Annotated in this window: 14 protein-coding genes, 1 other RNA gene and 1 riboswitch; of the genes, 8 read left to right on the top strand and 7 right to left on the bottom strand. The window is 46.9% G+C overall.

Annotation, left to right across the window (positions count from 1 at the left end; all coding sequences use genetic code 11):
• Positions 1–274: 274 nt before the first annotated feature.
• Positions 275–422, top strand: a riboswitch (cobalamin riboswitch).
• Between the two features lie 88 nt (positions 423–510).
• From cobT to bluB, 6 genes are read left to right on the top strand one after another with little or no spacing between them, the layout of a single operon-like run.
• A complete protein-coding gene (gene cobT / locus EZV61_RS17805) occupies positions 511–1,536 on the top strand; it encodes a nicotinate-nucleotide--dimethylbenzimidazole phosphoribosyltransferase (RefSeq protein WP_131417342.1) in 1,026 nt (341 codons plus the stop codon).
• Positions 1,536–2,300, top strand: coding sequence for an adenosylcobinamide-GDP ribazoletransferase (locus EZV61_RS17800; protein WP_131417340.1), 765 nt, complete (start codon positions 1,536–1,538; stop codon positions 2,298–2,300). The genes cobT and EZV61_RS17800 overlap by 1 nt, the downstream gene beginning before the upstream one ends.
• Positions 2,297–2,815, top strand: coding sequence for a bifunctional adenosylcobinamide kinase/adenosylcobinamide-phosphate guanylyltransferase (cobU, locus tag EZV61_RS17795; RefSeq protein WP_114338384.1), 519 nt, complete (start codon positions 2,297–2,299; stop codon positions 2,813–2,815). Before EZV61_RS17800 ends, cobU begins: the two co-directional genes overlap by 4 nt.
• Positions 2,812–3,453: a histidine phosphatase family protein gene (locus tag EZV61_RS17790; protein WP_131417338.1), complete on the top strand. Its 642-nt coding sequence runs from the start codon at positions 2,812–2,814 to the stop codon at positions 3,451–3,453. The genes cobU and EZV61_RS17790 overlap by 4 nt, the downstream gene beginning before the upstream one ends.
• Positions 3,454–4,059 carry a cob(I)yrinic acid a,c-diamide adenosyltransferase gene (cobO, locus tag EZV61_RS17785; RefSeq protein WP_114338386.1) on the top strand — a complete coding sequence of 202 codons (606 nt, stop codon included), beginning with the start codon at positions 3,454–3,456 and terminating at the stop codon, positions 4,057–4,059.
• A 5-nt stretch (positions 4,060–4,064) separates the two neighbouring features.
• The gene (bluB, locus tag EZV61_RS17780) at positions 4,065–4,724 is read left to right on the top strand and encodes a 5,6-dimethylbenzimidazole synthase (protein WP_114338387.1); all 660 of its coding nucleotides are present in this window, start codon (positions 4,065–4,067) and stop codon (positions 4,722–4,724) included.
• A 52-nt stretch (positions 4,725–4,776) separates the two neighbouring features.
• Here bluB and EZV61_RS17775 read toward each other — a convergent pair whose 3' ends face one another.
• The gene (locus EZV61_RS17775) at positions 4,777–5,103 is read right to left on the bottom strand and encodes a hypothetical protein (protein WP_114338388.1); all 327 of its coding nucleotides are present in this window, start codon (positions 5,101–5,103) and stop codon (positions 4,777–4,779) included.
• Positions 5,104–5,270: 167 nt separating this feature from the next.
• Between EZV61_RS17775 and EZV61_RS17770 the strand changes: the two genes are divergently transcribed.
• Positions 5,271–7,139: an AsmA family protein gene (locus tag EZV61_RS17770; RefSeq protein WP_131417336.1), complete on the top strand. Its 1,869-nt coding sequence runs from the start codon at positions 5,271–5,273 to the stop codon at positions 7,137–7,139.
• A 75-nt stretch (positions 7,140–7,214) separates the two neighbouring features.
• Positions 7,215–7,311: signal recognition particle sRNA small type (ffs, locus tag EZV61_RS17765), an RNA gene on the top strand.
• Between the two features lie 35 nt (positions 7,312–7,346).
• Here the strand turns inward: ffs and EZV61_RS17760 are convergent.
• The 6 genes from EZV61_RS17760 to EZV61_RS17735 form a co-directional block, all read right to left on the bottom strand.
• Positions 7,347–7,919, bottom strand: coding sequence for a YtfJ family protein (locus tag EZV61_RS17760; RefSeq protein ID WP_131417333.1), 573 nt, complete (start codon positions 7,917–7,919; stop codon positions 7,347–7,349).
• A 181-nt stretch (positions 7,920–8,100) separates the two neighbouring features.
• Positions 8,101–9,483, bottom strand: a complete 1,383-nt coding sequence (gad, locus tag EZV61_RS17755) for a glutamate decarboxylase (RefSeq protein WP_130565265.1) — start codon at positions 9,481–9,483, stop codon at positions 8,101–8,103.
• A gap of 62 nt (positions 9,484–9,545) precedes the next feature.
• On the bottom strand, positions 9,546–10,715 hold the full coding sequence (locus EZV61_RS17750) for a porin (RefSeq protein ID WP_131417331.1): 1,170 nt from the start codon (positions 10,713–10,715) through the stop codon (positions 9,546–9,548).
• Positions 10,716–11,005: 290 nt separating this feature from the next.
• Complete coding sequence (locus EZV61_RS17745) at positions 11,006–11,824, bottom strand: YccT family protein (RefSeq protein WP_131417329.1); 819 nt, start codon at positions 11,822–11,824, stop codon at positions 11,006–11,008.
• An 86-nt stretch (positions 11,825–11,910) separates the two neighbouring features.
• Positions 11,911–12,180, bottom strand: a complete 270-nt coding sequence (locus EZV61_RS17740) for a late competence development ComFB family protein (RefSeq protein ID WP_114338396.1) — start codon at positions 12,178–12,180, stop codon at positions 11,911–11,913.
• Between the two features lie 137 nt (positions 12,181–12,317).
• A complete protein-coding gene (locus EZV61_RS17735) occupies positions 12,318–12,965 on the bottom strand; it encodes a DUF2057 family protein (RefSeq protein WP_131417327.1) in 648 nt (215 codons plus the stop codon).

Here is a 12,965-nt window from a genome sequence, read left to right as displayed (position 1 = left end):
GTGAGAGTAGGTCACCGCCAGACACCTAATACAGTGAAGAGGCTACCCGATAGGGTAGCCTTTTTGCGTTTAAGGCCATTGAAAACAGTAAAGCCCTTCGCCCAAGCGAGGGGCTTTTTTGTTGGAGAGCCTTTAGCGCTGTGGCCACTATGAAGTAGCGTATCGTTCTTCATTTAGTTTGTTCAGTGAAACGATAGAACTTTCAATCTCTCTCCGTTATTGATTAAAGCCTAGCGTTGTGACCATGGCGTGTTTACCCGTATACTCATCTCTCCTGTCATTCTGGGAATAAAGCCTTTCCAAATGGGAATGTGGTGAGAATCCACAACTGTACCCGCAACTGTGATCACTACTTGGTTCAACGATTTGTTTGATAAGAGTTTTGTGTAAGTCAGATGACCAGCTTTACTCCTAGCACAGCAGCCGAGCGGGTAACTCGGAGGGCTGGGCATTATCAGTAATGCTCCCTCCATTTTTAGCTGATTATCTCTTTATTAAGCAGGTGAGTAGATGTGGTCAATTAGCCATATTAGTGACGATAGAACTCAATTAATTCGAACTACCATTGATAACAAAACCAAGCCGTTGGGCGCATTGGGTGCTTTAGAAACGCTGGCATTGCAGATCGCTCAAATTCAGGACTCAGCGACACCTGCGCTTACAAAGCCTGTGTTTTGGGTATTCGCTGGCGATCATGGGATCACCGATGAAGGGGTTAGTGCCTATCCAAAAGAGGTGACTTCGCAGATGGTGATGAACTTCGTCAACGGTGGTGCTGCAATTAATGTGTTTTGTCGGCAACACGATATTCAGCTTTACGTCGTCGATGCAGGTATCAGCTCGACGATCGAATACTCTGATAAGCTGCTGAATTGCTCTTTGGGTAAGGGTACGAAGAATTTCTTGCTGCAAAACGCTATGACCTCAGAACAAGTACAGCTTGCCTTTTTGCACGCGAAGGAGCTGATTGCTGGCGCGCAGCGTACTGGCACAAATATTGTTGGCTTTGGTGAAATGGGAATAGGTAATACAACGTCTGCCGCTGCTTTGATGGCGTTAGTGACGGGGATCCAAGCTGATCTATGCGTAGGGCGAGGAACCGGTGTGGATGATGCTGGCGTTGTGCTGAAAGCTGCTGCCGTCAACAAGTTGCTAGCTCGCGTTAACGGCCGGCTTGATCCGGTCTCAGCCCTGGCTGCGGCAGGCGGTTTTGAAATAGCGATGATGACGGGGGCTATGCTTGCTGCAGCCGAAAGCAAAATGGTGGTTCTTGTCGATGGCTTTATTGCTTCAGTGGCGGCTTTGTTGGCTTATAAAATTGCCCCTGCGGCACGCGACTATTTCGTCTTTTGTCATGCATCAGATGAACGTGGGCACCAACGTTTACTGGCAGAGATGAATGCTAGACCCCTACTAGATTTAGGAATGAGACTCGGTGAAGGCACTGGGGCAGCGCTTGCGTATCCTTTGTGCCAAAGTGCCGTTGCATTTCTTAATGAGATGGCTTCTTTTGGTGATGCGGGCGTCAGTCAATAATGAATTGGTTTCAATTACAGTGGCGTCTGTTTCTTGTAGCCGTGCAATTTCTTACTCGTGTCCCGGTTGTGATCCCGGGGGAGTTTGATCCTCGCTGGTTAAGTCGGTGCTGCGTGTATTTTCCCGTGGTTGGTTCCCTTATTGGCTTGGCTGCCGCTGCTGTATATTTGCTTTGTGTTGATGCGCTGGGAACGACGATTGGCGTTATGTTGTCTATGGCTGCATCAGTTCTTATTACCGGAGCGTTCCATGAAGATGGCCTAGCGGATACCTGTGACGGGCTTGGTGGCGGTTTAGATTGCGCGCATAAGTTGAGGATCATGAAAGATTCTCGTATAGGTACTTATGGTGCAATCGGGCTGTTTATGGTGTTGATGCTCAAGGCGGCCAGCTTAACGCAGTTGCAATCGGCGCTTATTATCGTTGTTGCACATGCTGTGAGTAGATCCTTCTCGGTAAGTTTTATTTTTAATCTTAAATATGTTGCCGACGCTGAAAGTAGTAAGAGTAAACCGCTGGCGACACGCCTGTCTGCTTTAGGTTTGTTATTTACTATGAGTTGGGCGGCATTAATGTTGGCATTTATCCCGTGGCAAATGGCCGTTGTCAGTCTGATTTGTTTAGTTATTCTGAGAGTGATTTTACAACAGTTCTATATTCGTCAAATAGGCGGTTATACCGGTGATGCCTTAGGGGCTGCGCAGCAGCTGTCAGAACTTACTATTTATCTTTCTTGCATTGCTGTTACAGGAACATTGTTGTGATTGAATTAGTGCTTGGTGGTGCTCGTTCGGGGAAGAGTGCTTACGCTGAATCTCTACTGAAGCGCAGTGGTAGCAACGTCGTATACATTGCTACCGCACAAGCTTTTGATCAGGAGATGAGTGAGCGTATTTTACATCACCAATTACAACGCCCAGCAGAATGGCAGCTGATCGAGTCGCCGTTGGTGCTGGCCGAAACTCTGGATTCCCTGTCCAACAGCGAACATTACTTGCTGGTTGATTGCCTGACGTTATGGCTTAGTAACCACTTGCTTGCTGATGAGTCTTCATTGGCTGCCGAAATTGACCGTTTGCTTGCAGTATTAGCGCGGATGTCGTGTCGGGTGCTCCTGGTGAGTAATGAAGTTGGTATGGGGATTGTGCCAGAAAATCGGTTGGCGCGACGTTTTCGAGATGAAGCGGGCTGGTTGAACCAACGCGTCGCTCAGATTGCAGATAAGGTGACCTTGGTAACCGCAGGTATGCCGCTTGTGCTCAAAGGGCAGAATTTGTGAGTACGCTTCAAGAGCTTTTTCTTATTCGTCACGGTGCCGTCGCCGGTCCTCCATGCCTGTTGGGGCGAACCGACACCGCAGTTTCAGATCGCGGGCATCAAGCTGCCGTTGAACTCGTTGAGCAAATGGGAGATCTGATGGCGTACGATGCGCTGTTTACCTCCCCCCGTATTAGATGTCGCCGCACCGCTGATATCATCGCCAAGCGCTTTTCGCTTGAAGTGCAAACTGAAACAGGATTTAGTGAATGTGACTTTGGCGAGTTAGATGGCAAGCCTTTTGCCGTGTATTCGGAAGATGAACGGCAGCTACTTGGCAAGTTCTGGGGGGCTCCTATGAGTGATACATTGCCTGGTGCTGAGCCATTACAAGTGTTTCATCGTCGCACAGCTGAGGCATTGTCATCGCTATGGCAACGTTTTGATTCACAGGCTATCGCTTTTACTCATGGTGGAGTGATCCGAATGCTATTAGCTGAGGTAATGGGTTTCGGGTGTGGCGGTATGCAATCCCTGTTATCTCTGAATATTCCCTATGCTTCTGTGACCTCTATCCAGCGTTATCATGCGCTTGGCCAAGATGTACAGTACAGTGTTCGCCATCTCGGATGGCAGCCAAAATTTTTGATGGAGAGTTAAATGGTCGATAAAGCGGTAAAGGATGAACGCCACAAAGCGCGTCAACAGAAACTGAAAGAAAACGTGGATAAGCGTGTTGATGCGGCGCAAACCGAACGTGGCGTATTGATAGTGATCACTGGGAACGGTAAGGGCAAGAGTACCTCTGGATTTGGTACCGTGGCACGTTGTGTTGGACACGGCTATAAGGCTGCTGTGGTGCAATTTATCAAAGGGACGTGGGATTGTGGTGAGCGTAACCTTCTCGAAGGTGCCGGCGTAGAGTTTCAGGTGATGAATACGGGATTTACCTGGGAAACACAAAATAAGGAAGCCGATACTGCGGCTGCGCAGAAAGTTTGGCAAGCGGCAAAGCGGATGTTAGCGGATCCTAGCCTGCACTTGGTGTTACTGGATGAAATTACCTATATGGTTCAGTACGGTTATCTCGACTTAGATGAAGTTATCGATGCTCTTAATGCCAGACCTGAGGAGCAAAGCGTGGTATTGACTGGGCGGGGAGCTCATCGTCGGCTAACGGAAATTGCTGATACGGTTTCTGAAGTACAGCCATTAAAGCATGCTTTTGATGCTGGTATTAAAGCGCGTAAAGGGGTGGATTGGTGAGCTCCATGGCACCTCGGGGGCGTTTCAGCGCAGAGTTTGCTGATGCTGTTGAATCCGTTATCCAGCAGCGTCGCGATATTCGGGGTAATCACTTTACCTCTAAACCTATTCCTGATGCTGTTTACCAGCGGATATTGAATGCCGGTCTACATGCCCCTTCCGTCGGTTTTTCGCAACCTTGGCGCTTTGTTACGATCAAGGAACAGGCAACAAAAGAGCAAATATCAGACTCATTTGAACAGAAGAACCGTGAAGGTGAAGCTTGCTTCACTGATGAGAAGCAATCGCTTTATCGCCGTCTTAAACTTGAAGGCATAAAAGAGTCACCGATCAACTTGGCGGTGTTTTATGCGCCGAATGATGGCCCCGTACTTGGCCAAACAGCGATGCCTGATATGGGGCGCTTTAGCGTGGTTTGCGCTATCGAAAACATGTGGCTGATGGCTAGGGCGTTAAATGTGGGCATCGGTTGGGTGAGTATTTTGGATCCGAAGGTGGTTAAGGCCGCTGTTAAAGCGCCTGATACTTGGGAGCTGGTTGGTTATCTCTGTCTAGGGTATACCGATGATTTTCCTGAAATCCCAGAGCTAAAAGCCTTAGGTTGGGATAAACAGCGTGAACTTTCTGAAGTGCTATTTGATGAGGTTTGCCCGAGCAATGGTTAGAGGGAAGAGGGGGAGTGAGGAGCAGAAGCCCCTCACTCAGCACTAACATAAGTTAGTGAGATTTGCCGGGGGTGGGCATACCTGTTGTTCTTTCTACGGAATCTAACACTTCACCGTGTTGGCGAATAAATGATTCGACCAGTGCTTGCCAAGCAGTGCAGTAGCCTTCTTGATCTATAATCACTTGAAGCTCTTCATTGCTCATACCAACCTGTGGAACACCGTCTACTTCGCCTTGCTCTGGGGCGTTGTTAAGGACAATAAATCCTTCTAGCTGTTGATAGCACTCCTGTTCCATTGGTGAAACGCCATCGGGAATTTCAGCCCATGCATGGGTGCTTAACATCGCTAAAACTACTAAACCTGCTTTTTTTAACATCGTCACATCCTGAGACTGTACAACACACCAGACCAAATATATTGAATTGGTTATGGTTTATTTTTAATTCAAAAGGTTAACATGTTTCTATTATTCCACGTCAGCAGAATATTCTACCCTAAATTCTGCCTACACTTAACGAAAGGAACTGTGATCAGGTGAACGTGATGGGAAAAATACTTAAAGTTTTGGCCGCTGTGTTGGCTCTCTTGCTCTTGGTGGTGATAGTGGTTGTTGTCACCTTTGATCCAAACAAGTACAAACCTGAAGTGACATCGCAGGTTGAAAAAGCCACTGGCAGAGTTCTAACCATCGATGGCGACATCGGATTACAACTCTTTCCATCTATCGGCTTTTCAGTTGACGGCGTAAAGTTAAGTAATGCCGTCGGTTTTCCGGTTGAGCCAATGATTGAAGTGGCTGATGTGAGTGTCTCTGTGGCTCTATTGCCTCTGTTTAGCGGTCAGGTAGAGATCCATGGTGTCAGCCTAAACGGGGTCGCTGTTCGCCTGCAGAAGAGAGACGGTGTATCTAATCTCGATGATTTGGCTGCACAAGGCACGCCTGCGCAGCATGAAGATGAAGTGATCGTTGAGGCGGAGCCGAGTGACGTTGTTCAACCCATACTGCCCCCAGGCTTCTATTTAGGCTCAGTGGCCTTAACCGACGTTGAACTTATCTCTGAAGATTTAGATGCGCAGACTAAACAAACCGTCACCATTGAAGCTTGTACTTTGGGACCTGTTGCTGCAGATACTGTGGGTGAGTTGTCTTGTCATATAGAAGCGTCGACACCGGAGATCAGTGCAGCTGTTGATGTCTCAGGCTCACTAAGTATTGTCTCAGCGACTTCAGTCGTGGAGGTAAGAGATTTACAGATAGCACTTGTAGCCACTGGAAGCAGCATTCCAAATGGTGAAATGAGTGCCTTAGTGAAAGCTCAGCTTAGCTATCTAAAACAGGATAAATTGCTATCTCTTAATCCGCTTGGTTTGTCATTTGACGGTCAAGCTATGGACGGCTATTTCTCGCTTGCCCATCAAGATGTTCCTGTTATTCGATTCGAATTAGCTTCAGAGCTGATTGATATTGATAAGCTATTGCCCGCAAGTCAGCCTGCATCGGCTGAAAATGCCAAGCCAGCGCCGAGCGCACCTCAAGAGCCTGCAACTGAGCCAGACCTGAGTGGGCTTAATGGGGTTGATTTGGCTGGAACCGTCAAGGTTGCGCAACTAAATGCTTCTAATCTTTCTATTCAAGATCTATTTCTGACATTGAAAATTGTAGACGGCAAGCTCAGTGCTGCCCCGGTATTAGCTAAGCTATATGGCGGCGATTTGGCGCTATCAGCTATTTTAGATGGCACTATTTATCCTGCGGGCTATCAGCTCAGTACCCAGGTAAGGGAGGTTGAAGCATTGCCATTGGTTAAAGCACTTGCCGACAAAGAGTTGGTTTCAGGCAAGGGTAGCGTAAGTTTTAGACTTAAAGGCGTGGGGTTGACTCCTGATGCGATTAAAAAGGGGGCGAATGGTCGTGGTAACTTTGAATTCAAAGACGGTGCTGTCAATGGCATTAATGTTCCACATCTCATCCGCTCAACTTATGCGACTCTGACTGGTAAAGGAGATAAAGCGACAGACGCGCCTCAGAAAACTGATTTTACGGCATTAACGGGCTCATTTAATCTCGCTGATGGTCAAGTAACTAATCCAGACTTACTGATGATGTCACCACTATTAAGGCTTAACGGCCGTGGTAGTGCGGGTTTAGTGACGGAGCAATTGGATTATCGTTTGTTAGTGGCTCTAGTGGCGAGTTTGGAAGGTCAGGGCGGGAAGGGGACCGATGACCTTAAAGATGTCGAGATACCTTTACATATTAGTGGCGCTATGGCTGCGCCAGATATCTCACTCGATCTAGAATCAGCGATGGGTAATAAGGTTAAAGGTGACTTACAACAGAAGCTTGATGAAAAATTGGACGATAACGAAAAGCTTAAATCGTTGAAAGATAAATTAGGCGACTTTCTTTAGTCTGAGGGTACTTGCAAAGTGCGGCGGCTTTAGGATATAGTCGCCGCGCCTTTCGAGGTGCAGTTATGGTGGCCCTATTGGTCCCCTCGCAACGATAATATGTGAACTCGGCCAGGCCCGGAAGGGAGCAACCGCAGCGTATGACTCGTGTGCCGGGGTGTGGCTGGTGGGGTCGCCACCCAAATTTCTTATCTATAAAATATCAAGTTATTGAATCGTTTTATTTATTAATTCAATTACTTGTTGCATCTCTTTATCGCTTAGCTTGCCCTCTTTAACGAATAAAATTTCACCCATCTGATTCTGTACAATGATTGCTGAACTCTCTTCTTTCAAACCCCAAGCTTTAGCAATGTCACCCTCTTGATCGACGACTAAAGATGACCATGGGAACTCTTTTTTGCTACTTTCCGCCGAGGACTTAACGATGCCGCTGGTTCCCCACATAGCATCATCTTGGTTGATAATGGTTGTGGTTTGATAGCTCTGCTCAGGAAAATGTTGTTCGCTAATCATCGTCATTAATGGTGCATTCATCTGCTTGGCACTGGTTCGGCCGGCCATCGCTTGAATCACTCGCACTTTACCTGCCAACTTGCTGGTATCCCATGGTTGGTAGCTTATCTCTTCTTTGGTGAGGACTATTTCACCGAGTTTATCTACCGCTACGGTTGGTGCTGTCCCACCGACGGAAAGGTTATGAGCCGATACTGTGAAACAGGTGAAAAATCCGTACACGATGATAAAAATGGGTAGTCGCAGGTCAGTTTTAGTCGCCATTTGTCACGTCCCCGTTAGTCGTTAATCAGATAGATCTAAAAGTGATCTATCGTAAAGCTCTCGAGAGTATTGATGTGTGTTCTTTATTTACTTGTTTGTTGCGTCAGTCTAAACAAAGAAAGCCAGTGCTAGCCTACAACGCCCAGCACTGGCTTTATTTGTTTCAAGTACTATAGATACATTAGCACTTAGGTGAGGACTTATCGTGACTGTGTAAGGCTGGTGGCGTGGCTGTACCACCATGCTCTTCCAGATACTTACATGCGTTGATTATATCCTCGGCCAATTGACCAATAACGTGTTTGTTTAGGTGAGCTCGTACAACGATCCGTAATGAAACGACCGTTTCTGCTTTGGGTGGCATGGTATAAGCTGACAGCACCCAACCTTTTTCTCGCACTTTGGCTGATACATCAAACTCGTTAAAGTTCTTAACGTGATCTTTCAGCGTTAACGCCACCACAGGAATACGTTGGGTTTTGTTCATCACTTCGAAATAGCCGCTTTCCAGCAGTAGATCACGGAGGTGAACTGTATTATCCATAGTCAGTTCCATAATACGTTTATAGCCTTCAAAGCCATAACGCATAAACTGATATGCCTGCGCAATAATGGGTGCCGCATTGCGACTGAAATTGAGTGTAGCTGTCGGTGATTCTCCACCAAGGTAGTTCACATAGAATATAAGGTCTTCATTAAAAACTTTTTTGTCCCGAAACACGATCCAGCCTAGTCCAGGGTTAACCAAGCCAAATTTATGCCCAGATGCATTAATCGATTGCACCCGAGGCAAGCGGAAGTCCCATTCGTAGTCGGGATAAAGGAAAGGATTTACAAAACCACCTGACGCGCCATCAATATGCAACGGAATTGAGATGCCAGTTTTCTTTTCATAAGCATCTAACCAATCATGTATCTCCTGAATTTCGTCATCCTCACCAGTGAAGGTTTGACCTGCAATTGCAACGACACAGATTGTATTTTCATCAACGTATTCATCGAGGTGTTCGGCTGTTAGACGGTAGTTACCGACTTCCAGCGGCACAATCTTCGCTTCAACATCGAAGTACTTCATGAACTTTTTCCAGACAATCTGGACGTTCCCACCAGTGACCATATTGGGTTTGCTGGCATCTTTTCCAGCTGCCTTTCTCGCTTCGCGCCAATTCCACTTGTGAGCTAATCCCGCCAACATACACGCTTCAGAGCTACCTACGGTAGCCGCACCATAAGGTTCAACATCTGCCGGGCCATTCCAGAGTTGATGGATCATGTTGACCATTCTGGTTTCAAGGTCATATGTCTTAGGGTACATGTCATGGTCAACATAGTTGACATGAGCATGGGCGCCCTCAAGCTCTTTTAATTCAGGCTCAATAAAAGTGGTCACAAAGCTGGACAGGTTGAGCATCGGATTGGCGTCAGTCCACATGTGGGCTTCCAACCGCGCTTTCGCTGAACGAGCGGAAACGCCAGTTTTTGGAAATTCGTTATCACCAATCTCCAGCTGGAACTCTTCATACATTGAAATGTTTGGATCGTTATGTTCGTCTTTGTTGCTCATTGTGTCTGCCTTCTTTAGTAAGGATCACCTACGTGATCCTTTTTGGGCTAACGTTTTATGGCTTAGTAATAGTATCTGACACCGATCGAGTAGATGTTGTCAGGATCTTTGTCGCTGGTGAAGCTGCTGTCTTCGAATTTATTTTCGGTATACAGAATGAAAGTTTCGGTCCAGATATATTGGGCACCTAAGGCGAGGTATTTGATTTCAAAATCACCATCATAGCCAGCGTCGTCGCCGGCTTCCCTTAAGTAGTTGTAAGCTGCATAGAGTCGCCAATGTGCGGTGGGCATATAATGGCCATATATTTCTAGGCCTTCACTATCGAATACAGTCCCTTCGTCATCAAATTCGTGGTTTTCTCCCCAGTTGTAGTTGATGGCGACATTGATGGGAGCGTTATAGGCACCATAAACAGCTCCAACAGCGACAACGTCTTCGTAATCATCGTTGAAGCCAGCAACGTTGGGGGAGTTGGTGATTTCAGAACGGTTATAGCCAATCCCCAGAGAGATGTCCCAGGGCGTTTGATAGGTAATGGAGCCGCCAGCGCCGTAATCGTATTCAATGCTGGTTACCACGGGTCCTAAATTATCGGGGTCGCAGTCTATGTTTGGGTCTTGTTGGCATTCATATATATCTGTTTCGGTGCCGGATTTAGCCTGATACTGCAGAGCGAGGTAAAAATCGCCCCAGTTATTACGGTAGGTAATTGCTTTTTCGGCGCGACCGGTACCGGATTGCCCACCATCCGTACCATAGTTGAATGTTCCTGAGGCATTACCACCCCAGACCATTAACACATCTGTTGATGAAGTAACGTCGTAGTACGCTGACCACTGCTTACCAATTTTTATCGTTCCCCACTTGTCGTGGTTGACGCCAATTTGCCCATGCCTCAATGTAACGGTGTTGTTGAAGTCGTCGGCAGAGCTGGCAAAACTATCCCCGCCCTGTGAGAAACCGATTGAATCGGTGTTGTCCACCAAATTAAGACGCCATTCAACGAAACCAAAGGCGCTCCAGCCTTCAGTCAGCTCTTGAGTATAGGAAAAGTTAATCCGTGAGTTGAGGTCGTCCATATTGGTGTCACCATCGGACTGGGTAAGATTCATCTCGAGGTAACCGCCAATGGCCGCCGTTGTTTTTCCGCTTTTGTAGACATCAGCCGCATGGGCTGTCGCTGGCAGTATCAGTGTACTGATAGCCAGCGCAATTATTGATTTTTGCATTGCGAAGTCTCCGTATTCATCCTTTCAAATACGCACTTAACTCTTTTATATATAGAGATATTTGGCGTTAGACTAAGCGTAGCACCGTATCGGCTTTATATATGGTAAAAGTAAGCTGAAACGTAAAAATAAGCTTTGAAAAACAGTGCGGGGGAGTGAAGGAAAGCGGGAGATAGGTTTTGAGCTTTTTTTACCTTCACTTTATTGAAAAGTGAGGCTCGTCGGGCGGTGTTATTGGGCGCAAAAGTGTATGCAATCGCGCCGCTTTTCAGCTTTTTGGTTTTGGCTTCTTACTGTTGATTGATTATCCAAATCTGGAAACGTTTTCTTGTCTCTTCATCTGCTTGGCTATATAGCTGCTGCAGTGCTTCTAACTTATCACTATTGACTCGGGGAGCTGCTGGTGTGGTTTGGTCCGGGGGGGGCATCATACTGACGGACTCTGTGCCCGTTGTCGCAGTTGATAAGGAGTTATCTAGGCCCGTTGATGCTACTGGTGCAGATGGTGTTGGAGGCGTTTGTATTTTGGCTGGTTGAAGTTTTTCGGCGGCGGGTTGTGCGAGTGCGGGTTCATTTGATGTGGTAGCAAGAGAGATTTGATGCTGTTTCTTATAGGCCTCAGCTTCTGCGGGTAGATCTCTGTTGAGTTGGAAGCCATCTTGAGGAGGCAACATGAACCACTTGATTGGAAGCTGAACACCATTTTCATCAATCAGCTCGAAGCTAGGCTGATTGACATATTTCCGTGCCTCGCGCTTGTTACTTGGGAGTGCTGCTTGAATTGAAATCGTCTGCCCTGACTGACTACTGAATAGGATGACGATGGGCTCAGAGCTAATGACATCTGGGGAGGTGGGGCGCCCAAAGTCCTTCGAGTAGCGCAGTAAAACTTGATGGTCACCGGCGTCTAGTGGAAAGGATTTTCCTTGAGACTGGAATGAGCCTATCTCTTGATCGTCAACATAGAGCACTTTGAAAGCGATATCTGCGCGAAAGCTATCAGCTGTAGCCGGCACGGCAGCTGATACCAAAACGCCACCAATCACAATCCAGTAGTGGAATCCCGAGCGGAAAAAGAATAGCGAGTGTGCGAAGTATTTGGCCCACATTATTTACTGTCCTTCCTGGATTTAGATAGGTACGGAAGCTTAGTTGACACTGAAACTTCGACTCTATTTATGCAGATAAGTCTTTACTAAGCTTCTGATGCTCGCTCTCTGAGAAAATGGAGTGACTTTTCGACGGCCTCGTTGGCCTGCATCTCCATTTGTAAACGTTCATTGGCGGGGAGATAAAAGGCCATATCTACTTCGTGGCGAATATAGCGAGGGGGCAGCTGATTTAATGCTAAACACATGAGGTCAGATTGAAACTCTACATCGTCAGATTCATCGATGTTTAGTTTTGCAATCCGCTCTGCAACCAATTGCTCAAAATAATTGCGAATATCTAAATCCAATTTCATAGCTGACTCTCAATCTCGTTTCAGATTTAACAATCAATAGCCTAGCTAAGCGATGGGCAGTTATACAATCGGTGGCATCAAACTATGAGCTATAGCTCATGGTTTGATGCCTGTCTTTGAGGGGAGGGTGATGAAGACTATTGGCTGAGTACTTCTTTCATGAACTGTTGGCGGGTTGCAACATCGGCCTCCTGCCACCAGTATCTGAGCATCTCAAGTGTTTTAGGCGTAACTGGCTTAGCTCCGGTTGCCACCGAGGAAGCTGTTTGTGGCGTCGCTAGGTCGTCAGAAGTTGGAACTGCAGGGGCAGTATGCACCTCGTCAGCATCTGGCAGAGCTAATAAACTGGCAAGCCAGTTTTGCTGCTGCTTGGTTTCTGTTACCTGTCGAGTCATTACTACAGAGTTATCTTGTGTATTGACTATCTGCACACTAGGTGCTGCCGCAAAGATCTCAGCACTTTCTTCATCTTCCGGGGTTTCCAGCAGCATCTTAAATTCGCCATTTTCGATAGCGGCAAAACGGACATACAAGGGCACTGATTTGATGACCGCGTGCGCACCTTCATCGTCTTCGAATAAGTCTTTATAGCGTAGTTCCAGAACATGCTCGCCTTTTGCGAAGTTCAGCTTATCAGGCTGATTTAGCAAACGAAATCCAAGATCTTTGCCATCAACACTGATTACTTCTATCTCTTCTGGAATGGCTAATGTGGTATTAGCTGTAGCTTGTTGCGGCAATGTTATAGCTGCTACTGATAACAAGATAATGATTAGGTGACGCAT

Source organism: Corallincola luteus, assembly GCF_004336975.1.
Classification (GTDB): domain Bacteria; phylum Pseudomonadota; class Gammaproteobacteria; order Enterobacterales; family Neiellaceae; genus Corallincola; species Corallincola holothuriorum.
The sequence above is the reverse complement of the archived record's forward strand: the minus strand, read 5'-3'. Positions and strand labels throughout refer to the sequence as shown.